A 23,021-nucleotide genomic window follows, 5' to 3' on the forward strand; every position below is an offset into this window, starting at 1 on the left:
AATGCAGACAAGTCAGTAAGTAGATGATTTAATATATTATCTTCTCTGGTATGAATCATGTAAGAGGCTTAATGGATTATCAACACATTTCAGTGCCAAGCGAAGGCGAACAGATTAGCATAAATGCCGAAGGGCAATGGCATATTCCGAATAAGCCCATCATTGCTTTTATTGATGGTGATGGTGTTGGCGCAGATATCTCCCCCTTAGTACGCCAGATTGTTGATAATGCAATAGCTCATTGTTATGGCAGTACTAAAAAAATTTACTGGCTTGAAGTGTTTAATGGTGAAAAAGCTGCAAAGTTATACGACGGTGATTGGTTCCCACAAGAGACAATTCACGCGATAAGGCAATTTAAAATCGCGATTAAAGGCCCGTTGACTACTCCCTTAGGCGGAGGTTTCCGCTCACTTAATGTAGCGCTACGCCAGGAGATGGACTTATTTGTTAATATGCGGCCAATCAAAGGCTATAGTGCACTGCCTTCACCGTTAAAATATCCTGAAAAAACCAAGATTGTTGTTATTAGAGATAGCTCTGAGGATATTTACTCTGGTATTGAATGGCAAGCAGGTAGTGTTGAAGCCGAAAAAATGTTGGATTTTTTATCTCAAGAGATGGGCGTGACACGATTACGTTTTGATCAGCAATGTGCAATAGGGATAAAGAATATTTCTAAAGAAGGCGCTGAGCGATTAATGCGTTATGCTCTTGAATATGCACTTGAACAGCAAAGCGATTCACTTACCGTGGTTCATAAAGGCAATGTATTAAAGTTTACAGAAGGTGCATTTAAACGCTGGGGGTTTGATTTAGCTAAACGAGAATTCGGTGCGAAGGAGCATGAAAATGGTCGTTGGCTTATTATAGAGCGTCTTCAGCGAGCCCCACTTATTATTAAAGAAGTGATAGCAGATAATATGTTACAACAAGCATTAATGACCCCCGAGCAATTTGATGTAGTTGTAACGACAAATCAAAATGGGGATTACTTAGCGGATATGCTGACTGCACAAGTGGGCGGCATTGGTATTATGCCAGCGGCAAATTTAAATAATGACGTTGCGTTTTTTGAACCGACACATGGGCCATTTGAACGAATTGCTGGCACTGATACTGCAAACCCTAGTAGTAGTATTTTAAGTGCGGTGATGATGTTGCGGTTTATGAATTGGCATGATGCTGCACAAGCGATAGAAAATGCACTTGCCGCTACATTAGATGCGAATGAAATAACATTTGATCTTGATACAAAATCGCATAGCGCGACGATCCTCAGCTGCAGTGAATTTGCAATGAAGATCATCGAGCGTGTAAAGCAGTCATAATTTAAGCTGCGTTACTATTTGTAAAACTTTCGCGGTACATGCAAGGGCGATTAGTAAGTTGAGCTGCACGTTGATAAATAACTTTAGCATCATGCTCATTGCTTGGCGTGGCACTAAGTGTGTCCATTAAAGCTACAACAATAATCGCAGGAACTTGACAACAAAACTCATCTAAAACGGCCGTTGTGGTTTGAGCATCTACATGGCAATGCGGGTGCTCATGCTCGACTTGATACGCGTGAAGCAGAGTTTGTGCATCTAAAGCTGCATCATCTTCATGTTTGTTTTTACGGCACTGACAGCCAAATTCATCTACTAATGTTGCTAATGCTTGGTAAACTTCTTCGCTCGTTAACCTTGTTTTTTGGCAAAGTTGCTGTTCAATAAATGAATGTAGATTACCATCAATGAATAAACCATCTTGTTGAGTAAAGCTTGCTGTAGTTTGCATCATAACTATATCTCTTTGTTGTGTGAGTGAATCATTTGTATGACTTCACTCTAGCGCTAAGAGTACTATTTATGAAATTATTGTTTTCAATAACTGATATTGATTTTATCAATATTTAAGAGCTTATAATGTGTTGGTCTTTATTCATGGCTTTGAGCACGTGTTTTGCGACCTCAAACAGAGAACATTGTTGGTCCATTGCTTGTTTCTGCAAACGTTTGTGCGCTTGTTCTTCAGTGATATCTAGATGTTGGATCAAGATTAACTTTGCTCTGTTTAATGTTTTTTGTTCACTTATTACTTGTTTGGCATCTTGCAAGGCATCGTTCATCTGTTTTAGGTGTTCACTTTGTTCCATGATTAAATCGTAAAAAGTGCGGTTACTTGTGAGTCGATGCTGCGCTAAGTTGCTATTTTTAGAGGTGTAATCAACGTTCGAACCAGACCCATCTAAAGGAATGTCACTCAGTGCTTTTATATGATTTTTATGTTCATGTAATTGACGTTTAGCAATATGAATCTGTTTCTCGGCACTAGTTGTTAGTTGCTCTGCGATTAACTTCTCGATTCTATGCATATGATCAATACGTGTGGTTGTGATGTCGTACCAGACTTCACTTAATTCGTTGAGCTGTGAACTACCTTGCGGTAACTCTTGTATTAAATTGCGCAGCCTTTGTAGTTGAACGCTTGCTTCGTCTTCAGTTAGTTGTGCGTACGCTGTAGTTAAATCATTACCGGCATATTTTAAAAATATAATAAAATTGTCTTGCTGTGTATTTTGTAAGTGAGCTAGCTGGTCTTTGCGTTGTGTGCTAAATGCACCTGATGCAAAACCGATAGCACCGCAAGCACGCTCTTGTCCAGCATGTTCTTTTGCTTGCACAAAATTAAATAGTGCAATTAAAAGTCGGGTGATCAGTGGATCACTTGCGCCATCAGCGGCTTCTAATAGAATATTTAATAATGAACTAATATGTTGTGAAAAAGCTTGGCTAGCATGCTCTGCCGTTACTTTTTGATTGTGAATTTGTTCTCGTAAAATGGGTAATCGTGCAAGGCATTGTAAGCTAAAAGTTATTCGATTAAATAAACGTGTATTACCTGTGCTGTGTTTTGAATTTAAGTAATGTTGCTTTAACTCAGTATAAAGTTGTTGCTCGGATTCAATACTTTGCGCAATTTGTTCACGACGTTGCTGTACAAAACGCTCACAACCTGAAGCAATAAAAATATTACTGATACCACGTTCTTTTTGAAGTTGATGAATAAAGTGGCCTAGAGTTATTAATGTTTTACAACTTATGGCTAAGTGCTGTAGCGCATTAATTTCTTCATGTTTTGCTGCAAGTAAAAATTGTTCTGTGAGAGGGCTGACGCTGGGCATAAAATTTAATATGTTTATATTATTATTGTTAATAATAGTGCAACCCTTGTTCCAGTCAGCAAAAATATTAGGTCAGAATAAAGCATCGCTTTTTAAGGTTATGAAATAATGAGAATTAAAAAGTATATAGTCTATTTTAACTAAGCAACTTTTGGCACTTAGTAATATAAAACACTCACTTTATTTGATCTTTTTGGTGCGTAAAATGGAAATTCGCACTATGTTGGCGCAAATGAATTCACCGTTTATTCTGATTAAAAGTGTATAACCATCTGTTTAAAAGTGACTTTTAAACAGATGGTTATATTGGCACTGTTGTTGCTTTAGTAATAAAGTCAATCGGGTTGTGTGCCCTTACAGTGTGTTTTAGTTAAGACGAAGACGTCTACTTACTTGCTCAATAAGCAAGTAGTAGGCGTTTTTTTTTGCCTGAAATATAGCAACGCACAGTGGTAATTAATCAATAACAACGAAGGTGAATACTATGGCTTATTTAATACCCACAGAATTTGTTACAAAAATGGTCGACTCTGGTGAGTCAAAAATTTATATGTCGACTCGCGATACGCTAATACGTGCATTTATGGCGGGCGCTATTTTAGCATTAGCCGCAGTATTTGCGGTAAGTGTTGCGGTGGCGACAGGCTCACATTTGTTAGGCTCAGTGTTATTTCCTGTCGGATTTATCATGCTGTACTTGATGGGCTTTGATTTGCTTACAGGGGTGTTTGTATTAACACCATTAGCATGGCTTGCCAAACGTCCTGGAGTAACTTGGTCGCAAATTTTGCCACACTGGGGCAAGGTATTCGTTGGGAACTTTTTAGGCGCATTAACTGTAGCATTTATGATGGCGTTTATATTTACCTATGGCTTTAATACTGATGGGGGAGCAATTGCAGCAAAGGTTGGTCACATTGGTGAGGCACGTACGTTAGGGTATGCGGAATATGGTACTGCTGGTTGGTTAACTATTTTTATTCGCGGTATGTTGTGTAACTGGATGGTCTCGCTGGGTGTTGTGGGTGCGATGATCTCAACACATGTTAGTGGTAAAGTGATTGCGATGTGGATGCCTGTGATGCTGTTCTTTTTTATGGGTTTTGAGCACTCTGTCGTAAATATGTTTTTATTTCCGTTTGCACTTATGATGGGTGGCGATTTCTCAGTAATGGACTATTTAGTATGGAATGAAATACCAACTGCACTAGGTAATTTAGTGGGCGGGTTGGCATTTACTGGGTTAACTTTATATACCACGCATTATAGAACTGCACCAAAGCGCTCTTTAAATACGCAAGTAAAAGAGCCTATTAGTAAACCTGTTACGGGTTAACGCATAGTGACACAGCTAAGCCTACGGATAGGGCAACACTCAAGCGCCGGTAGCAAAGATATTAATCAAGATTGCTACGGCGCTTTTGTGCCAAATAGTCCTGAACTTGAACTTAAAGGTGCTGTTGTTGCATTAAGCGACGGAGTGAGCAGCTCGCAAGTCAGTCAAGTTGCAAGTGAAACAGCAATAAAAAGTTTTCTATCTGATTATTATTGTACCAGTGATGCGTGGTCGGTTAGCCATGCGGCGCAACAAGTTTTAACCAGCACGAATGCGTGGCTCTATGCGCAAAATCAACAAGGTCCTTATCGGTTTGATGTAGAAAAAGGTTATGTTTGCACTTTTTCAGCGGTCATTTTTAAAAAACAACATGCCCATATTTTACATCTTGGTGATAGTCGAATTTATCACTTTACAGAGGGTAATGTAACGCAGTTGACCCGCGATCACCGCTTGTATCAGGGGAGTGATACAAGTTATTTAAGTCGTGCTCTTGGTGCAGCAGGGCATCTACAACTGGATCATCACAGTGTCGAACTTGCTCAAAATGATGTGTTTTTTCTGATGACTGATGGGGTTAGTGATTATTTAACCCCTAGCAAAATGCAGCAATTATACGCCGATTATTTGAATGACTTAGATGCCTGTGCTGAGGCATTTGTTGAAACAGCTATTAAAGCTGGTAGCGATGATAACCTCACAGTGCAAATTGTCGTGGTTGATCATGTCGACGATAACAACCAGCATGGTTTATTTGATAACCCCTTACCACTGCCGCCAATGCTATCAAGTAACGATGAATTTGATGGCTATAAAATACTACGTGCAATTCATCGCTCTAGTCGCAGCCATGTATACCTAGCAGCTGATTTAATTAGCGACCAGCAGTTGATTATAAAAACACCTTCAATTGATTTATCCCATGATCATGAATATTTAGAGCGTCTAATGCTTGAAGAATGGGCAGCTAAGAGAGTTAATAGCCCACATATCATTTCGATTCCTCGTATATCCCGGGAGCGTAATTACTGGTACACAATGAGTGAATACATACAAGGTGAGACCTTAGCTCAGTGGCTTGTTGATCACCCCCAGCCGAGTCTTATAGATATACGTGCCATTATTAGCCAAGTAGCTAAAGGCTTAATGGCTTTGCATCGAACTGATATGTTGCATCAAGACCTACGCCCAGAAAACATTATGATAGATAGCAATGGTACAGTAAAAATTATTGATTTAGGCTCAGTACGTGTAGCGGGTATTGCTGAACTTGAAGACCCACAGTTACTTGGCACTGCGATGTATACAGCCCCTGAGTATTTTGTTGGCGGTGGTGGCAGTGCTTGCTCAGATCTGTTTTCATTGGCAGTACTCACATACTATATGCTCTGCGGTCGCTACCCTTATGGAGTAAATGTTGCTAAAGCACGCACTCTAGCAGCGCAATATAAATTAAATTATCAATCAGTTGTTGAGCCTGAACGTGATATTCCACTGTGGCTTGATGCGACTCTTAAAAAAGCGTTACAACCAAACCCTGCTAAACGCTATCAGGCTTTATCTGAGTTTGTGTTTGATTTACATAACCCAAACCCTGCTTTTCTAACTAATTTGAACCCACCATGGGTCGAGAAAAATCCTTTACGGTTTTATCAAGGCTTGTCGGTGCTATTAGCTTTATTACTTGCTGTGTCATTAATCACATAGGTAATTTTGTTTCCGCAGAAATATAGCTATTAGCAAAAAACAGTCGTGAAAAAGTGGGCCTGAAGGCCCATCATAAAGTGGTTAGGAAGGGAATAGGGAATCTAGTAATAAAGGTGTTAAACCTGCGCTGTGCTTATCTCAAGTAACTGTTTTTCAATAGCCATTTGATGATTTATAACCTCTCCAATCATAATCAGCGTGGGCCCCATAAGGTTTGCTGTTGCTGATTTATCGGCTATATCTTCAAACGTTGCACTAATTACTTGTTGGCTTGCAGTTGTGACTTGCTCTAGTAAAGCAATAGGGGTATTGACAGGCCAGCCTACAGAGCGCAAACCATCTACTAACTGATTAAGGCGACCTAAACCCATGTAAACAACTAAAGTTGGGTTATCTTGATTAGCCAGATGACGATAATTTTCCCATTTGGGCTGTTGTTTTGGGTCTGCAAATTGTGCTGTCATAAAGGTAACACTACGGGCAACTCCACGTGCTGTAAGAGGGATCCCTGTGTAAGCAGATGCTGCACATGCGGTAGTTACACCCGGCACTATGGCAAAGGGAATATTATGCTCTGCGAGGGCATCAGCTTCTTCGTTTACACGGGCAAAAATACTAGGATCGCCCCCTTTTAACCGAATGACTGTGTGTCCTTGTTGAGCATACTTGACTAATAACTTACTTATATCAGCTTGCTGCATTGAGTGTTTGTTAGCACGCTTGCCAACAAACACGCGTTGTGCGTTTTCTGGGAGGGTACGTAACAGTTCAACCGAGACTAACCAATCGTACAAAATAACATCGGCACTTTCTATTAACCGCTGAGCTTTAACTGTGATCAGCTCTGGGTCGCCAGGTCCCGCTCCAATTAAATAGACACGACCTCGCTTTTGACCGGTTTTAGATTGATTAAATGGTTTGCTGATCAAATTAGCTAGCCAGTTTGATTCTGACCCCATAAAATAAGAAAGTACACTCATAAGTTTCCCCTAAACAATTAACTAAGCTGCGCTAGTTTGCTCTGCACAGGCTTGTGCTTGGACAAATACACGGTCGTTTTCAATTTTGACGGGATACGTTGCAACACAAACATCGCTTTGTTCTAAGCATTGCCCTGTTTGAAGGCAGAAATGCTGTTTATATAACGCAGAGGCAACTACTAGGGTGTCTTGCATGCTGCCGATAATACCTCTTGATAAAACATTAGCATCACCGATAGGGTCATAGTTACTGATGGCAAAAACCGCTGCTGGCTCTTGTGGAATATAGAATAAAGCGATTTGTGTATTCTCAACTAATGCACATACGCCGCTGTCTGCTACTAGATCATCAATTGATGCGATATCATGCCACAACATTGTCTTGCTCCTTTTCAATTTCAACAATTGGAATTAATTGCTCGTTACTACGCGAATGGTTTCGTTTTTCTGATTTTGTTGCAGGGCGGATTTGGTTCCGCTCTTGAACAAACAAAATATTACTGTCTTGCTCTGGACTATTCACAAATTGGCGGAAGCGTTTGACAGCTGTTTGGCTTTCAATAGTGGTTTTCCATTCACATTGATAGGTCGCTACTACATGTTCCATTTGTGCTTCAAGCTCGGAACAAATATTTAAGCTGTCTTCGATAACAACTTTACGTAAATAGTCTAAACCTCCTTCAAGGTTCTCCATCCACACAGATGTACGTTGTAGTTTGTCTGCTGTTTTAATGTAGAACATGAGTATGCGGTCAATATAGGTGATCAGCGTTTGCGTATCGAGATCAGTGGCAAATAAGTCAGCATGGCGTGGACGCATGCCGCCATTACCACACACATAGAGGTTCCAGCCATTTTCAGTGGCAATTACACCAATATCTTTACTTTGTGCTTCAGCACATTCACGGGTACAGCCAGACACAGCCATTTTAATTTTATGTGGTGATCGTAAGCCCTTGTAGCGATTTTCAATGTCTATCGCTTGGCCAACACTATCTTGTACTCCATAACGGCACCATGTACTGCCAACACAGGATTTAACCGTACGCAAGGATTTACCATATGCGTGACCGGTTTCGAAGCCAACATCAATCAGCTTTTGCCAAATGATTGGTAGCTGCTCAAGGCGGGCACCGAATAAATCAATCCGCTGACCACCTGTAATTTTACAGTACAGATTAAACTCTTGTGCTACCTCACCAAGAACAATGAGTTTATCTGGTGTGATCTCGCCAGCTGCAATTCGTGGAACAACTGAGTATGAGCCATCTTTTTGCATATTAGCTAAGAAGGTGTCATTGGTATCTTGTAAGCCAACATGGGGTTTATCGAGAATGAAATCATTCCATGTTGCAGCTAATATGTTAGCCGCTGCTGGTTTGCAAATATCACAACCTTTACCATGACCAAACTTGTTCAGTAGGTCATCAAAAGTTTTGATGCCATCAACTTTTACGAGGTGCATCAATTCTTGACGAGAGTAGGCGAAGTGTTCACAAATGTGATTGTTAACTTCAACACCGCGAGACTCTAATTCTTGATCAACCACTGTTTTTAGTAAGGCGGCACATCCGCCACAGCCACTGGCAGCTTTTGTACAACTTTTAACTTCGCCAAGCTCACAGGCCCCCCCATCAATGGCGCTGATGATGTCGCCCTTACTGACATTGTGGCAAGAGCAAATCGTTGCGGCATCTGGAAGTGCTGAACTAGAAAGTGTTGGAGCGTCACCAGTTACTGGTAAAATTAAACATTCAGGGTTTTCTGGTAGGGTCATGCCGTTCAACATGTATTGCAGTAATGTATCGTAATCACTGGTATCGCCAACGAGCACTGCACCAATTAACTTGTCAGCTTGCTCATTAAAAACGATTTTTTTGTAGCTACCACGAATAGGGTCTTGATAGACCATCTCTTTACAGTTTTCGGTTTTGCCGTGAGCATCACCAATTGAGCCGACTTCAACACCAAGTAATTTTAATTTAGTGCTCATATCGGCGCCAGAGAAGGCTAAATCACCACCACTGAACTGACTTGCGACAACACGCGCCATATTATAACCAGGTGCAACTAAACCAAATATGAAATTGCTCCACAAGGCACATTCACCGATAGCATAAATATCCGGATCAGATGTTTGGCATTGATTGTTGATAACAATACCGCCTCGGGGACCTATTTCAAGCTCTGTGGCACGGCCTAGTTGGTCGTATGGGCGAATGCCTGCTGAGAATAAAATAATATCTGTTTCAAGGTGACTGCCATCGCTGAAGTTCATTCGGTAACGGCATTGCTCTCCTTTAACAATTTCTTGTGTGGTTTTACCTGTATGAACAGTTACACCTAACTGTTCTATCTTATTTTTAAGTAATTCACCGCCGACTTCATCAAGCTGTACACCCATAAGTTGTGGCGCAAATTCGACCACGTGCGTATCTAAACCAAGTTGTTTTAGGGCATTACTGGCCTCAAGACCTAATAGACCACCACCCACTACCACACCTACTTTACTCACTTTGGCGCTTTGTTGAATTGCTTCTAAATCTTCTAATGTACGATAAACCAAACAATGGGGCTGATCATTACCAGGAATTGGTGGTACAAATGGGTATGAGCCGGTTGCTATAACAAGTTTATCGTAGTCATATTGCTGACCAGTTGTTGTTTTAACAACTTTATTTTGTTTATCTATCTGATCAACCCATGTATTAGTGTGTACATTTATATTGAGTTGCTGATAGTTTTCTGCAGTTGTTAAAGCTAAATCAGCAGGACTTTTACCATCAAAAACGCTCGATAAATATACGCGGTCATAGGCTAAATTAACCTCACCACATAAAACGGTTATGACAGCATTCGCATCGCTGGCACGCATTTGCTCTACAAAGTGATGACCGACCATGCCATTACCAATGACGAGAATTTGTTGGGGTGTTTGCATGTGGTATTCCTTAGTTTTGACGGTTTTACAAACACAAAAAAGCCCGCCACTTAAAGTAATAAAACAGTAAGTGTGCGGGCTTCTTTGCCTAAAATTTAAGTTGTTTTGTTTTTTATTGTTTTAGTAAGCGCAATCATACGCTCTTAACCTTTACAAAGCAGATACAATGCCAATTTGTTAAGTTGTTGAATTTAAATACAAATACTAAAGTGGGAATGAAATCATAACGAAGTATTGATCTATTTTAGTGCGCCTTAGCACCATCTTGGTCGGTACAATGATACTTAACGATCGGCGACGGTGCTTGCAAAGTTCAGTAATTCACGGCGTAGCCATTGGTGCGGGCTGGCATGATGTAGCAGTGGGCTCCACAACATCTTTATTTCAATCGGGACCACTTGAAATGGCACTGGGCTGATAACTAAATCTGTATGCTTAGCAAGGAGCATGGCTTGTCGACGAGGCAAAGTGGCGATAAGTTTTGCCGATTGGCAAAGTAAGCTTGCCACCATATAGTGGCGGGTGAACACCCGAATATGTCGTGTTTGCTCTAACTGCCACAGTGCCTCATCAACCCAGCCGAGCTTTTGACTGCCTGACTTATTCGTAACGGCGGCCTCTGCCCCCCAACCGGCTCTATTAACCCATATGTGCTGCGCAGCTAAGTAGCTTTGCAGATCCGGTTTATTTAAATAACGATTATTAGGATGCATTAAGCAGCAATAATTATCGCGCCATACACTGGCTTGATGAAATGAGCGAGGCATGCCATTAAAGCGATTGATTGCTAAATCAATAGTGCCTTTTTCCATATCTTGTAGGTTTACGTCACTGGGACTGAGCACATCAAAGTTAAGGCCAGGGTATTTTTCGAGTTGTTCAGTAATAAAGGGCGCAACTAAGGTCGACTCTAAATAATCGTTAGCCATTATCCTAAAAGTGACTTGGGCATCGGTTGGGTCAAATAAGTCACTGGGCTGCGTTATCGCTTCAGCCATTTTGAGAAGCGCTTCTATTTCAGGCTTGAGGCTCAATGCTTTTGCTGTTGGCGTCATATTACCTGCAGCGCGAACGAGTAGTGGATCATCAAATAAATCACGTAAGCGTTTTAGTGCATTACTCATGGCAGGTTGAGTCAACGCAAGTTTATTTGCAGCTTTTGATACATTTTGCTCATCAATGAGTACATTGAGATACACCAGTAAGTTGAGATCGACATTTCTTATATTCATCTGATCAATCTTATTCATTCGCTTTATTAATTATCTAAATTAAAACCTGCTTGCTATGGTGTGTAAACAGCTAAAATAAAATAGTCGTCATAAGTGATAAAAATATGCCAAATCTACAGCCTGCATCATCTTACAATTGTGCGCTTGAACACGTTATTGCAACTAAACTTGCCCGAGCAGTATTTGCAGGCTTTGAAGCCATGTTTGCAGAGTTTTTAAATATCACCTTGGGCGCACAAAGCCGTTTTGAACAAAGGCAGTGGCTAGATGTACAGGCCGCTATGCGAGCACGCTTACAAGTATACGAGCGCCAAGTTGCCAATGTTAGCGATACGGTAAAACTCATTGCTTACAATGAATATGATAATGCTGCAATCTGGCAACAAGCAAAAAATGTCTATGCTGCAATGGTGTCGAATCATGAAAACCAACCGATAGCACATACATTTTTCAATTCGATATTTGGTGCTATTTGGCATGATAAAAAAATTCGTACCGTACATTTGTTTGTTTTAAAGGCAAAATATCGCACAGCCCCACGACCATTTGATAGTTTAGTAAGGCGAATATCATTACAATCTGGTTTCGCTGAGGCTGTTAAACAGCTTATTTTAGCGCAATCATTTCGGGTCAAGTTTAGTAATTTTGAGCATGATGTTACCCAGTTACAACATACTTTAACAATGGGGGCAAAACACCAGTGCCGCCAAGTATATGAACTTATAAACTTAAACAATGGTTATATAGAATACGCTAATTCATTGTTTTTTAGAAATAAAGCATGTTATTTGATAGGCCGTTGCATTGCTAAAAATGGGGATAACATGCCCTTTGCGATTGCCATATTAAATACCGAGGATGGCTTAAAGTTAGATGCGGTGATGATGGGGGCAGATCAACTCAGTTTACTGTTTGGCTTTGCTCGTACTTATTTTATGGTAGATACCGACCAACCAGCGCGCTATGTAGATTATCTATCAGTGCTATTGCCACATAAGCAGCGGTTTGAGCTGTTTAATGCGATTGGGTTTATTAAACATGCAAAAACTGAGTTTTATCGTTACAAGGTAGACACCACTAAAAACAGTCCAAAATCAGATAAGTATATCAGCGCCCCAGGTACGCCTGGTATGGTTATGTTAGTGTTTACCACCCTTGGTTCTGAATACGTTTATAAAGTAATAAAAGATAAATTTAACGCCCCCAAAACAGCGACAAAAGCCCAAGTTATGGCTAAGTATGATTTTGTAAAACAAGCTGACAGAGTGGGCCGACTGGTCGATACACATGAGTTTAGGTATTTAGCGTTTGACTTATCTCGCTTTAGTGATGAACTCTTAAGCCATATGCACCAAATGATTGGTAGCAGTATGGTCATCTCAGAAAAAGCACTTATTTTAAAGCATGTGTATGTTGAGCGTAAAATGACCCCGCTTAATTTATACCTGAATCAATGTGATGACACAGAACTAACCAAAGTGATGATTGACTATGGTAAGGCTATCAAAGACTTAGCCGGAGCAAATATTTTTCCAGGCGATATGTTAATGAAAAACTTTGGCGTTACCCGCTGGGGTCGTGTGGTATTTTATGATTATGATGAAATTTGTCCATTAACTGAGTGCAATTTTAGAGATATTCCAAAAAGTGACAGTCAACATGATGAATTAAGTGCGCACAGCTATTTTGATATTGCTGATAACGATGTGTTTCCGAGTCAATTTAACATTTTTTTTAGCGCTAACGACACGGCATTTGCTGTGTTTAAGCAACATCACAGCGATATTTTTTCAGCGTCGTTTTGGCAACAATGCCAAGCGAATATAACCGCAGGGCACATATACGACGTTTACCCGTATAAAACTAGTTGGCGGTTTAAGAGTATCCACCCTAACCAGAAGTATGATAGGGATTAATTTCACTAAGAGGTACAATTTGCAAAAACTTTTAAAGGAAATATTATGAAAGCCTATTTACTAACGGGGTTACTACTTGTATCGGGGCAAATATTTGCAAACCCATTTTTGGGGAGTTGGGAGTTTGTAGAGGGAAAATATGCGGTTGATGATGGCTATGTAACAGCAAAAGCCCCGCAGTTAACCTCAGTAAAATTAATAACAAAAACACACTTCAACTACATAACACAAAAGAACGGCCAGTTTCATTATGCTGGTGGCGGTAAATACATAATTAAAGATCAACAATTTATAGAAAAATTTGGTTATGGCAATATTCCTTCATTATTGGGAAAAACGATGGCTTTTGATTACAAAATTGAAGGTGATTTGTGGCATCATTCGCTCACTGAAAATGGTAAATTAGTTGAAGCTGAAATATGGCGAAAGTTAGACTAAAGACCACACTGAGGAGCCTATGAAATATATTGCACACGAAAACAAAACACTATCACTGAGTGAAACAACAAAACCAAACTTACAAGCAGGTGAAGTACTAATAAAAGTTGCTGCAATTGGCGTTAACCGTGCCGATTGTATGCAACGACAAGGTAAATATCCTGCACCAAAAGGCGATAGCCCTATTTTAGGGCTTGAATGTGCTGGTACTGTGGTTGAGCTTGGCGCTGATGTAGAAAAAAGTTGGCTTAATCAACGTGTTTTTACATTGTGTGCAGGTGGTGCGTATAGTGAATATGTGGCTGTAGATGCTGCACAAATAATGGCTTTACCAGATAATATATCGATGGCGCAAGGTGCGGCTATAAGTGAAGTGTATTTAACTGCATATGGTGCTCTCTTTGGGTTAGGTAACTTACAACAGGGGCAAACCGCACTTATTCATGCGGGTGCCAGTGGAGTAGGTGGAGCAGCAATTCAAATGGCAAAATGTGTTGGTGCGACTGTGGTTATTACCGCAGGGAGCGACGAAAAGTGCCAACACGCCAAAGAGCTGGGTGCAGATCATGCCATTAATTATAAAACAAATGACTTTGTTGAATATATGCAAACCCATACATTAACAGCTAATGTCATTGTTGATCCGGTATCTGGCCAATACTTAAATAAGAATGCAGCAATCGCGGCAATGGATTGTCAAATTATTATGCTGGCGTTTTTAGATGGTCGATTTGCAGAAGTTGATTTTGCAAAGCTTTTACAAAAGCGTATTTCGTTCCATGCTTCTACTTTACGTAATCGTAGCAAAGCATTTAAACGCCAACTACGCGATGAGTTTGTAAACCAATTTTATGATGATATTGCTAACCAACGTTTTGATTTTAATATTTATAAAACCATGTCATGGCAACAAGCAAATGAAGCCCATGCAATTTTAGAGCGCAATGAAAATGCCGGTAAAGTCGTGTTACAGGTTAAATAATTACCTTTAAAATTAATACCTATTTAAAACTAATTATTTGCCCATATAATTAGTGCAACTAAAAGTGATGTAAGGTAAAAATATGAACCCAATTATAGCAACATTAAAAGAACATGATGTGAGTGATGAAAAAGTGCACGAGCTTTTTCAAGCATTTACGCAAAACCCAATGATGGCAATGGGGTTAGTACAACAATTAGGTATTCCACCAGAGAAACTACAAGCGTTAATGGGTCTTGTTATGACCCAGCCACAGCTAATCAAAGAAGCTGCTGCATCATTAGGTATTTCTGATGGCGAACTTGAAAAAGCTAAAGAGCAATATCAAAATCAGTAATAATTAGTTTTTAAGCTGTTTGACCAATCAAATAACTAATAGAGCATTGCTTTGGTACTGCTCTTTTTTATGTATTTATTTTTTAGAGATATTAATGCGATTGTTTTTGTCCCGTATGGCTGCAACGAGCCAGTGCCCACCACGCAAACCCGTGAGTAAAATCATGTGGTCGTTGTTAGGCTCTTTTTTAGGTATTTACTTAGTAGCCTTAATTGGTAAAACGTTGCAATTTGATCCCTTAACTAATTTATTTTTAATTGGTTCTTTAGGCGCAACGGCTGTACTTATATACGGAGCACCACTTGCTGAGTTTTCACAGCCGCGAAACCTTATTGGTGGGCATGTTTTTAGTGCTTTGGTGGGTGTTACAGTGGCTAAATTTTTGACTGCTGATTTAATGTTAGCAAGTGCTATTGCTGTGTCACTGTCAATCGCCGTGATGCACTTAACACGAACTTTGCATCCTCCAGGAGGTGCAACAGCATTGATTGCAGTTATAGGTGGTGAAGGAATTCATCAACTTGGTTATTATTATGTGATTAGCCCTGTTTTATTTGGTGCGTTGATTATGTTAATGGTGGGCCTATTGGTTAATAATTTATCGCGTAACCCTAAACGGCATTACCCTGTGTATTGGTGGTAATGCACAAAGGTTTAAGATGGTAGCAGGCTACCATCTTTTTTATTACTTACTTTTCTAAACCTGTCTTGCTGTATAAAGAAACTTTATCAGAAACCAATGTAATTTCGATATTTTTTGCTTCATCACCCCAAGTACAATTAGTATGAAGGGTTTTTTCAACGCAGTTATCAGCACTTCCTAGAATTGCTTCAACCTCAGTTTTATCCATACCAATAGTGATTTTTTCGTAGTTTTCTAAACTTACTTTTGAGCAAGCAGCGAGTGATAAAGTTGCTGCAATTATTAAGATTTTTTTCATAAATAGTGTCCTTTTTAATGTTTAAATTTTCTTATTTGTACAATCATGCCCATTTTAGGGTGGTCAAAATAATGCACTTCTCCACTGATCACACGTTTAAACTGAGAAAAACGTGCGCTTTGAATCTCTCCATTATCGAGCTTCTCGCTTATATCGATATTTGCATTAATAAACAGGTAGTGGCGTAGGTATATATTAAAAAAACCGTCTAACTCCCATTTATCAGAAGCATGTTGCATAGCAGGTTCAAACGTTTGGCTTGGATTAACTAGGCTTATAAAGTTCGCGTTATTCGCTACACTTGTGTTTGCAACAGGCGGTGTAGTGAGGTGTTGTCCACCAAAGAGTTTGATACTTTGTGAACGCGATTTACTTGCGCCTTCGAACCGCCAACCGGTGTGCAGTAAAGGTTTTAAACCTTTACGCAGCAACTCGCGTTGTTGGCTTTTAAACTGTAGCTGCTCAGGGTTTAACAAATAGGTGCTGACCATGTCATCTCTGGCTTCTGCTTCTGGGCTCAGCGGCAAAGAATCAAAGCTTGCAATATAGTCTATCGAATCATCACATAAGTTTGATCGACTGGCACCAATGACTGAATCTGTTAGTGAGTTAGAGTTAAAGCGGCTATCGCCCGAGATACAGTCTTGTTTCGCTTGCTGAGTGTATAACGGAGTGAGTAAGTCTACTTTGTTGCTTGCCTTAATAGGTTCTTTTTTAAGGCTAAAATCTTCTTGTAAATAAGGAGCGGGGCGTTGTTTAAATATAAGCACTTCGACTTCAAACCATCGCTCTGCGAATGCTGCGCTGCTAAATACACAACACAAAATTAATAATGATTTTTTTAACAACATTAATGGCTAACCTTTTTAGAGAAATCTGCAATCATTGCAGTGACCATCTTTAAGCGTTCACGAGCATTAGCCTCGCTGATCGCAAAGCGCAGTTTATTTGCGCCATCCATTTTGTACACATGGGGTGCACTTTGTATCAAACCAATTATGAAGCTTGGGTTAACCTTTGTATCTTGGCTAAACTCAAAATAACCACCTTTTGGATTTGCTTCAATCTTTTTAATACCTAATTCACTGGCTTTTAGCTTAAGTTGCTGCAAACTAAATAGGTTTTTAGTTGCATCGGGCAGTAAACCAAAGCGGTCAATTAGTTCAACTTGAAGTTCATCCATATCATCTACAGTAGCACAGCTTGCAATACGTTTGTAAATACCCAAGCGGGCGTTTACATCATGAATATAGTCATCAGGTAATAATGCGGCGAGTTTTAAATCGACCTCGCTTTGTTGTTGTAATAAATTATCAAGAGTTGGCTCTTTACCTTCGCGCAGTGATTGCACTGCTTGTTCGAGCATTTCCATGTATAAATTAAAGCCAATGGTTTGCATTTGACCAGATTGGTCATCACCGAGTAATTCACCCGCACCACGAATTTCTAAATCGTGTGTCGCTAACGCAAAGCCTGCGCCTAAATCCTCAAGAGATTCGATGGCTTCTAAGCGTTTTACCGCATCTTTAGATAATGACTTAGGGTGACCTGTTAATAAATAAGCGTACGCTTGGTGATGGCTACGACCCACACGACCACGCAGCTGATGCAACTGCGCAAGGCCTAATTTATCTGCTCTGTCCATGATGATGGTATTGGCGGTTGGTATATCTATACCGGTTTCAATAATAGTGGTACACACTAAAACATTATATTTTTGATGATAAAACTCACTCATTAACTGTTCAAGTTCACGCTCACGCATTTGTCCATGCGCTGAGGCGACACTTGCTTCGGGCACCCATTCGCTGATCTCTTGAGCCACGCGGTCAATGGTTTCTACATTGTTGTGCAAAAAGTACACTTGGCCGCCACGCTTTATTTCACGTAATACAGCTTCGCGAATAAGTTCTGCATCGCGCTGACGAACAAAGGTTTTTACTGCCAAGCGTTTAGCTGGTGGAGTGGCGATAATTGATAAGTCACGCATGCCGCTCATTGCCATATTTAATGTACGTGGGATAGGTGTTGCGGTAAGCGTTAAAATATCGACATCGGCGCGTAATGATTTTATCTTTTCTTTTTGACGCACTCCAAAACGGTGTTCTTCATCAACAATAAGTAGACCTAAATCCCGAAAATTAATATCTTGTTGTATTAATTTATGCGTGCCGATGACAATATCGAGTTTACCTTCGGCCATCTTTTCAAGGGTGTCTTTTTGCTCTTTAGGTGAGTTAAATCGTGAAAGCACACCAACTTCAATAGGAAAATCAGCAAAACGGTCTTTAAAGTTTTCAAAGTGTTGCTGGGCAAGCAATGTAGTAGGGACTAATACGGCCACTTGTTTGTTATCGTTCACTGCGATGAATGCGGCGCGCATAGCAACTTCAGTTTTACCAAAGCCAACATCACCACACACCAGTCTATCCATGGCATGTTTGCTTTGCATATCACCAAGCACAGCTTCAATGGCATTGCGTTGGTCATCGGTTTCTTCAAATGGGAAGCCATCACTAAATACGCGGTATGCACTGCCATCAAGGGCGAAAGCATTACCGGGTTTTGCTTGGCGCTGAGCGTAAATATCAAGCAGCTCTGCGGCGACGTCACGTACTTTTTCAGCAGCGCGTTTTTTGGCTTTCTCCCAAGCGTCAGAGCCGAGCTTATGCAGCGGCGCCGTGGCTTCTTCACCACCAGAGTATCGGCTTAACATGTGCAGTGCCGATACGGGCACGTAAAGTTTAGCTTCACCAGCATAGGTTATGGTGACAAACTCAGTGACGAGTCCAGCAGCATCAATAGTTTGTAGCCCTTGATAACGCCCAACACCATGATCTAAATGCACAATGGGTTGACCAACTTTAAGCTCAGCTAAGTTGCGGATCAGCGCATCTTGGCTTGCTTCGTATTTATGCTTTCGACGACGGCGCTGAGATACTTTAATTCCCAGTAATTCTTGTTCGGTAATAATACTAAGCGCGGGCTTTGCACTTAATAGTACACTTTGCTCAAGGGGGCTTACGATTAAACCGACATCGCTATTGCTAGCGGTAAAGTCATCAAACGAGTCAAACTCTTTGAGTTTTAAGCCACTGGGTTTGAGTAATGCAAGTAAAGACTCACGACGTCCGTCAGATTCTACCGAGATCAGCACGCGGCCTTTTTGTTTCTTTTGCGTCGCTATATATTCAATAAATGCTTGATACGGTTCGTGTTGCTTATGATCAATTCGTACCGCAGGGAGATCGCTTGTGGCTAAGTTTTTATTCCCTGCTTTGGTCGGTAATTTTGCTTGGCTTAAGCGTATGCGGGCAAAGTTACCTAAGTTTGAAAACAACTCATTGAGTGGCTGATAAAGCTCAGTCGGCTCAAGTAAAGGTCTTAATGGGTCGACTCGGCGGTTTTCATAGCGAACATTTACATCATGCCAAAATTGATCAGCAGCATGTTCTAAATCACCATATTGCATGACCGTTGTGGTATCGGGTAAGTATTCAAATATGGTCGCAAGCTGCTCAAAAAACAGCGGCATATAATATTCAATACCCGCCGGCCAGTTTCCTTTAGTGACTTGCATGTAGACGGAATCTTGCTCTGCACTGGCGCCAAACTTTTCGCGGTAGTTTATTCTAAAGCGCTCAATGTCACTTTCATTAGTCGGAAACTCATGGGCAGGGAGTAACTCTATTTTATCTACTTTTTCGTCAGAACGTTGAGTTTCCACATCAAATAGGCGAATTGTGTCGAGCTCGTCATCGAAAAAATCTAATCTAAATGGGTGCGGGCTCCCCATAGGGTACAAATCTACAATTGAGCCACGAATTGCGTATTCACCGTGCTCCATAACCTGCTGAACATGCAAATAACCTGCTTGCTCAAGATTACTGCGTAAGCTGTGTGTGTCGAGGTTATCGCCAACTTTGAAGTTAAGTGTAGAGCCATAAATAAACGAGGCCGGGGCAGTACGCAGCATTAAGGTAGATACAGGTACAATTAATACACTTTGTTGTTCTTTTTTTAGTGTATTGAGGGTCGCTAAACGCGACGAAATAATATCTTGGTGAGGCGAGAAATGATCATACGGTAGGGTTTCCCAATCAGGAAACACCATCACCGGGTTATCAGGTAATAAATAATCAAGTTCCGTCTCTAAACGCAGCGCACTGGGTGTATCTGGGGTAACAATCAGCACTAAGCTGTCTTGTTGTTTTACTCCTTGTGCAATAGCGATACTTAACCCGCTACCGGTGAGTTGCCCCCATTGAATTTTATCTTTTTGAGATTTTACCCAAGGCAAGGCTGCCCATTGCGCAAACGCCATTTATTACTCCTTAAATGCGCCTCAACTGAGGCGCTAATTTATTCTAGTCACGGTAAATTTTAGTGAGGTCTTGATAGTGATCAATTCGGCGATCACGTAAATAAGGCCATATACGTCTTACGTTCTCTGAGCGTTTTTGATCAAGTTCTACCACTAAAATTTGCTCGTCAGTATTATTTGCTTCGCTGAGCATTTCACCCTGAGGGCCTGCAATAAATGAATTGCCCCAAAATTGAATACCGTCACTTTGCTCGCTTGGATCACTTTCATGGCCTACACGGTTGGCACTGATAACAGGCACGCCATTGGCAACAGCGTGGGCACGTTGTGAAATAACCCATGCATCTTTTTGTCGCGTTTTTTCGCCGTCATCGTCACGTGGGTCCCAACCAATCGCGGTTGGGTAAATTAATAACTCAGCACCCGCCATCGCCATCAAGCGTGCAGCTTCAGGAAACCATTGATCCCAGCACACTAATACACCTAATTTACCTACAGAGGTTTGAATCGGCTCAAAGCCTAAATCGCCTGGGGTAAAGTAAAACTTTTCATAAAACCCAGGATCATCAGGTATGTGCATTTTGCGATATTTACCTGCAATCGTACCGTCTTTTTCCAGCACAATAGCGGTATTGTGATAAAGGCCTGTGGCACGTTTTTCAAATAATGAGGCCACTATAACGATGTTTAGCTCATTTGCTAATGCACCCAGTGCGTCACTACTTGGCCCTGGGATAGTTTCTGCTAAATCAAAAACATCAACGTCTTCGGTTTGGCAAAAGTAAAGGCTACGGTGAAGCTCTTGTAGCACTACAAGTTGAGCACCTTGGCTTGCAGCGTCGCGTATGGCGGCAATTGATTTTGCCATGTTTTGCTCTGCGTTATCACTATTGCTTTGCTGCACTAAGGCAACCGTTAATTTATTTGACGAAGTCATTATGCTGCTCCAACTAAAAATCCGCGAGGTAATTGCATGGTTATGCAATGTAAGCTGCCAAATTGATGAATAATAGGCAAACAGTTTACCCCAATAATTGAATGCTCAGGGTAGGCACGCTGAATTTGCTCAAGTGCTTGGGCATCGTTTTTATCATTGTAAGTGGGTACTAATACGGCATCATTGATAATTAAATAGTTTGCGTAGGTTGCTGGCAGTCTATCGCCATCGTTGTTATACACCGCTTTTGGCCAAGGTAAATCAATCAAGGTATAAGGGTGACCTGATGGCGTTTGAAAACCTTTCAATTGTGTTTGCATTTTATCGAGCGCGTTAAAATGCTCATCCGTAGTATCATTACACTTTACATAAACTAGGGTGTTGTTCGGTGCAAAGCGCACAAGGGTATCAATATGGCTGTCAGTATCGTCACCGGCTAAATAACCATGATCAACCCATAAAAATGAACTGACACCTAATTGCTGTTGTAATTGTGCTTCAATTTGCTCAGCGCTATGTGCTGGGTTACGATTTGGATTGAGTAAACACTCGCTGGTGGTAAGCAGTACACCGTGCTCGTTTATTTCAACCCCGCCGCCTTCTAATACTAAATCAATTTGTTGATATTGATTTTCAGGTGCAGCCAGCTGTTTAACAAGTACTTTGTTAATTTGATTATCAAGGGAGCTCTCAAACTTGTTACCCCAGCCGTTAAAGGTGTAATCAAGAATAGCTAATTGGTCTGCATCATGCGTGCTGGCACAGGTCAACGGGCCATGATCACGCGCCCAAGTATCATTACAAGGGGTGATCACAAAGTGCACCCGAGCAAGGTCAATTTCATTGCTGGCTAATAATTGGCTTATGTGTGTTTTTAATGCAGTGTTATGTGCAATAATAACAACCAATTGATGCTGGCATATATGTTTACACAGGGTAATATAAACAGGCTCTACAGCATTGAGGTTATCACGCCAATCAGTATCTTGGTGTGGCCAAGTAAGCATAACTGCATCTTGCTCAGCCCATTCAGGTAAAAGTCTAAAGTTCATGAATTTAATAAACAAACAAAGGTGTGCCTAGTTTAGCATTTCAAACAGATATGTCAGCTTTTTATAACTCTGTCGGTTGCTCATTTTCAGGTTTGTCTAGTTGTTGCTGTTGGCGCTTTTTTAGTTGCCTTGTTTGCGCGTGTAAACTCGCTCTAACCACTAACTCTTGATCAGAGTCACGGATAGCAGTAAATAAAAGCGTGTATTGGTTTTGCTCATCATCAAGTTTGTCGATTGCCACGACTTCTGTGTAACAATAAACCGCAGAGGCTTCATGTTGCAAAAATAGTTTAGTGCGAAATGCTTGGCCTATTGTGTATTGCTCGCTGGTGGTAAATTTAACACCACCGCCGCCATAGCTATCACAGTACATTGCATTATCTTGTGGCTGTTCAGAAGCGAGTATATGACTCATTATGAGGTCGATTTTACGCGATTGGGCTTGTAAAAAAACAGCCAGCTCTTGGGCAACATCACCTAAATTACGCAATGGTCTTAATGAACTTTGCTCAAGCTCACTTACTTCATTAGCAAGTTTAAATAGTGGGGGAATATCGGCTTCCAATTGAGCAGGGCTTTGCGGCACGCTTTGCTTGTCAACGGCAAATAAATTGACTCTGTTACTTTCTGCTATTTGAAAATACTGCTCAAACTCGGTTATTTTTTCACTACTCATTAGTTTGCTCCACAACGCGCGTTTACTAATAGTAGCGCTGACAAGCCTAAATT

20 protein-coding genes are annotated in these 23,021 nt (G+C 40.8%); 8 read left to right on the top strand and 12 right to left on the bottom strand.

The genetic code is table 11. The features are described from left to right. Nucleotides 1-71: 71 nt before the first annotated feature. Nucleotides 72-1,331: an NADP-dependent isocitrate dehydrogenase gene (icd, locus tag AAEU30_RS13110; protein ID WP_421960869.1), complete on the top strand. Its 1,260-nt coding sequence runs from the start codon at nt 72-74 to the stop codon at nt 1,329-1,331. Between the two features lies 1 nt (nt 1,332). Here the strand turns inward: icd and AAEU30_RS13115 are convergent, their stop codons facing one another. Beyond that, nucleotides 1,333-1,782 (bottom strand): hypothetical protein, encoded by a 450-nt coding sequence (locus AAEU30_RS13115; RefSeq protein ID WP_421960955.1) that lies wholly within the window; start codon nt 1,780-1,782, stop codon nt 1,333-1,335. Between the two features lie 115 nt (nt 1,783-1,897). Continuing rightward, nucleotides 1,898-3,169: a nitrate- and nitrite sensing domain-containing protein gene (locus tag AAEU30_RS13120; RefSeq protein WP_421960870.1), complete on the bottom strand. Its 1,272-nt coding sequence runs from the start codon at nt 3,167-3,169 to the stop codon at nt 1,898-1,900. 484 nt (nt 3,170-3,653) lie between these two features. Here AAEU30_RS13120 and AAEU30_RS13125 point away from each other — a divergent pair, with 484 nt between their 5' ends. Together AAEU30_RS13125 and AAEU30_RS13130 are read left to right on the top strand one after the other, a co-directional pair. Further along, on the top strand, nt 3,654-4,505 hold the full coding sequence (locus tag AAEU30_RS13125; RefSeq protein ID WP_421960871.1) for a formate/nitrite transporter family protein: 852 nt from the start codon (nt 3,654-3,656) through the stop codon (nt 4,503-4,505). Between the two features lie 6 nt (nt 4,506-4,511). Next, complete coding sequence (locus AAEU30_RS13130) at nt 4,512-6,212, top strand: bifunctional protein-serine/threonine kinase/phosphatase (protein ID WP_421960872.1); 1,701 nt, start codon at nt 4,512-4,514, stop codon at nt 6,210-6,212. 116 nt (nt 6,213-6,328) lie between these two features. On the opposite strand, the gene cobA is transcribed toward AAEU30_RS13130, so the two are convergent. The 4 genes from cobA to AAEU30_RS13150 form a co-directional block, all read right to left on the bottom strand. Beyond that, nucleotides 6,329-7,192 (bottom strand): uroporphyrinogen-III C-methyltransferase, encoded by an 864-nt coding sequence (cobA, locus tag AAEU30_RS13135; RefSeq protein ID WP_421960873.1) that lies wholly within the window; start codon nt 7,190-7,192, stop codon nt 6,329-6,331. Nucleotides 7,193-7,213: 21 nt separating this feature from the next. Continuing rightward, a complete protein-coding gene (nirD, locus tag AAEU30_RS13140) occupies nt 7,214-7,570 on the bottom strand; it encodes a nitrite reductase small subunit NirD (protein WP_421960874.1) in 357 nt (118 codons plus the stop codon). Then, the gene (nirB, locus tag AAEU30_RS13145) at nt 7,557-10,133 is read right to left on the bottom strand and encodes a nitrite reductase large subunit NirB (RefSeq protein ID WP_421960875.1); all 2,577 of its coding nucleotides are present in this window, start codon (nt 10,131-10,133) and stop codon (nt 7,557-7,559) included. The genes nirD and nirB overlap by 14 nt, the downstream gene beginning before the upstream one ends. A 284-nt stretch (nt 10,134-10,417) precedes the next feature. After that, nucleotides 10,418-11,365 carry a LysR family transcriptional regulator gene (locus tag AAEU30_RS13150; RefSeq protein ID WP_421960876.1) on the bottom strand — a complete coding sequence of 316 codons (948 nt, stop codon included), beginning with the start codon at nt 11,363-11,365 and terminating at the stop codon, nt 10,418-10,420. Between the two features lie 104 nt (nt 11,366-11,469). On the opposite strand from AAEU30_RS13150, the gene aceK reads away from it, so the two are divergent. The 5 genes from aceK to AAEU30_RS13175 all read left to right on the top strand — a co-directional run bounded on the left by aceK (nt 11,470) and on the right by AAEU30_RS13175 (nt 15,681). Next, a complete protein-coding gene (gene aceK, locus AAEU30_RS13155; protein WP_421960877.1) occupies nt 11,470-13,281 on the top strand; it encodes a bifunctional isocitrate dehydrogenase kinase/phosphatase in 1,812 nt (603 codons plus the stop codon). A gap of 45 nt (nt 13,282-13,326) precedes the next feature. Continuing rightward, the gene (locus AAEU30_RS13160) at nt 13,327-13,719 is read left to right on the top strand and encodes a hypothetical protein (RefSeq protein WP_421960878.1); all 393 of its coding nucleotides are present in this window, start codon (nt 13,327-13,329) and stop codon (nt 13,717-13,719) included. Nucleotides 13,720-13,738: 19 nt separating this feature from the next. Then, nucleotides 13,739-14,701, top strand: coding sequence for a zinc-binding dehydrogenase (locus AAEU30_RS13165; protein WP_421960879.1), 963 nt, complete (start codon nt 13,739-13,741; stop codon nt 14,699-14,701). An 82-nt stretch (nt 14,702-14,783) separates the two neighbouring features. Further along, nucleotides 14,784-15,038: a DUF2999 family protein gene (locus AAEU30_RS13170; protein ID WP_087531847.1), complete on the top strand. Its 255-nt coding sequence runs from the start codon at nt 14,784-14,786 to the stop codon at nt 15,036-15,038. Between the two features lie 94 nt (nt 15,039-15,132). Further along, nucleotides 15,133-15,681, top strand: coding sequence for an HPP family protein (locus AAEU30_RS13175; protein ID WP_421960880.1), 549 nt, complete (start codon nt 15,133-15,135; stop codon nt 15,679-15,681). Between the two features lie 46 nt (nt 15,682-15,727). Here AAEU30_RS13175 and AAEU30_RS13180 read toward each other — a convergent pair whose 3' ends face one another. The 6 genes from AAEU30_RS13180 to AAEU30_RS13205 all read right to left on the bottom strand — a co-directional run bounded on the left by AAEU30_RS13180 (nt 15,728) and on the right by AAEU30_RS13205 (nt 22,968). Continuing rightward, entirely contained in the window at nt 15,728-15,979 is a 252-nt protein-coding gene (locus AAEU30_RS13180) for a DUF3862 domain-containing protein (protein ID WP_421960881.1), read from the bottom strand. A gap of 14 nt (nt 15,980-15,993) precedes the next feature. Continuing rightward, nucleotides 15,994-16,830 (bottom strand): peptidoglycan binding protein CsiV, encoded by an 837-nt coding sequence (locus AAEU30_RS13185; protein ID WP_421960882.1) that lies wholly within the window; start codon nt 16,828-16,830, stop codon nt 15,994-15,996. Next, nucleotides 16,830-20,303 carry a transcription-repair coupling factor gene (mfd, locus tag AAEU30_RS13190; RefSeq protein WP_421960883.1) on the bottom strand — a complete coding sequence of 1,158 codons (3,474 nt, stop codon included), beginning with the start codon at nt 20,301-20,303 and terminating at the stop codon, nt 16,830-16,832. The genes AAEU30_RS13185 and mfd overlap by 1 nt, the downstream gene beginning before the upstream one ends. 43 nt (nt 20,304-20,346) lie before the next feature. Then, nucleotides 20,347-21,240, bottom strand: a complete 894-nt coding sequence (locus tag AAEU30_RS13195) for a carbon-nitrogen hydrolase (protein WP_087531852.1) — start codon at nt 21,238-21,240, stop codon at nt 20,347-20,349. Further along, entirely contained in the window at nt 21,240-22,292 is a 1,053-nt protein-coding gene (locus AAEU30_RS13200) for an agmatine deiminase family protein (RefSeq protein ID WP_421960884.1), read from the bottom strand. The genes AAEU30_RS13195 and AAEU30_RS13200 overlap by 1 nt, the downstream gene beginning before the upstream one ends. 61 nt (nt 22,293-22,353) lie before the next feature. Next, on the bottom strand, nt 22,354-22,968 hold the full coding sequence (locus AAEU30_RS13205; RefSeq protein ID WP_421960885.1) for a PilZ domain-containing protein: 615 nt from the start codon (nt 22,966-22,968) through the stop codon (nt 22,354-22,356). Nucleotides 22,969-23,021 lie beyond the last annotated feature (53 nt).

It is taken from the genome of Pseudoalteromonas mucoides, from assembly GCF_049257175.1.
Taxonomy (GTDB): domain Bacteria; phylum Pseudomonadota; class Gammaproteobacteria; order Enterobacterales; family Alteromonadaceae; genus Pseudoalteromonas.

What these genes read in the sequence shown, in the direction of transcription:
- icd (WP_421960869.1), top strand. Translation starts at nt 72, where the DNA reads ATGGATTATCAACACATTTCAGTGCCAAGCGAAGGCGAACAGATTAGC.
- AAEU30_RS13115 (WP_421960955.1), bottom strand. Translation starts at nt 1,782, where the DNA reads ATGCAAACTACAGCAAGCTTTACTCAACAAGATGGTTTATTCATTGAT.
- AAEU30_RS13120 (WP_421960870.1), bottom strand. Translation starts at nt 3,169, where the DNA reads ATGCCCAGCGTCAGCCCTCTCACAGAACAATTTTTACTTGCAGCAAAA.
- AAEU30_RS13125 (WP_421960871.1), top strand. Translation starts at nt 3,654, where the DNA reads ATGGCTTATTTAATACCCACAGAATTTGTTACAAAAATGGTCGACTCT.
- cobA (WP_421960873.1), bottom strand. Translation starts at nt 7,192, where the DNA reads ATGAGTGTACTTTCTTATTTTATGGGGTCAGAATCAAACTGGCTAGCT.
- nirD (WP_421960874.1), bottom strand. Translation starts at nt 7,570, where the DNA reads ATGTTGTGGCATGATATCGCATCAATTGATGATCTAGTAGCAGACAGC.
- nirB (WP_421960875.1), bottom strand. Translation starts at nt 10,133, where the DNA reads ATGCAAACACCCCAACAAATTCTCGTCATTGGTAATGGCATGGTCGGT.
- AAEU30_RS13150 (WP_421960876.1), bottom strand. Translation starts at nt 11,365, where the DNA reads ATGAATATAAGAAATGTCGATCTCAACTTACTGGTGTATCTCAATGTA.
- aceK (WP_421960877.1), top strand. Translation starts at nt 11,470, where the DNA reads ATGCCAAATCTACAGCCTGCATCATCTTACAATTGTGCGCTTGAACAC.
- AAEU30_RS13160 (WP_421960878.1), top strand. Translation starts at nt 13,327, where the DNA reads ATGAAAGCCTATTTACTAACGGGGTTACTACTTGTATCGGGGCAAATA.
- AAEU30_RS13165 (WP_421960879.1), top strand. Translation starts at nt 13,739, where the DNA reads ATGAAATATATTGCACACGAAAACAAAACACTATCACTGAGTGAAACA.
- AAEU30_RS13170 (WP_087531847.1), top strand. Translation starts at nt 14,784, where the DNA reads ATGAACCCAATTATAGCAACATTAAAAGAACATGATGTGAGTGATGAA.
- AAEU30_RS13175 (WP_421960880.1), top strand. Translation starts at nt 15,133, where the DNA reads ATGCGATTGTTTTTGTCCCGTATGGCTGCAACGAGCCAGTGCCCACCA.
- AAEU30_RS13180 (WP_421960881.1), bottom strand. Translation starts at nt 15,979, where the DNA reads ATGAAAAAAATCTTAATAATTGCAGCAACTTTATCACTCGCTGCTTGC.
- AAEU30_RS13185 (WP_421960882.1), bottom strand. Translation starts at nt 16,830, where the DNA reads ATGTTGTTAAAAAAATCATTATTAATTTTGTGTTGTGTATTTAGCAGC.
- mfd (WP_421960883.1), bottom strand. Translation starts at nt 20,303, where the DNA reads ATGGCGTTTGCGCAATGGGCAGCCTTGCCTTGGGTAAAATCTCAAAAA.
- AAEU30_RS13195 (WP_087531852.1), bottom strand. Translation starts at nt 21,240, where the DNA reads ATGACTTCGTCAAATAAATTAACGGTTGCCTTAGTGCAGCAAAGCAAT.
- AAEU30_RS13200 (WP_421960884.1), bottom strand. Translation starts at nt 22,292, where the DNA reads ATGAACTTTAGACTTTTACCTGAATGGGCTGAGCAAGATGCAGTTATG.
- AAEU30_RS13205 (WP_421960885.1), bottom strand. Translation starts at nt 22,968, where the DNA reads ATGAGTAGTGAAAAAATAACCGAGTTTGAGCAGTATTTTCAAATAGCA.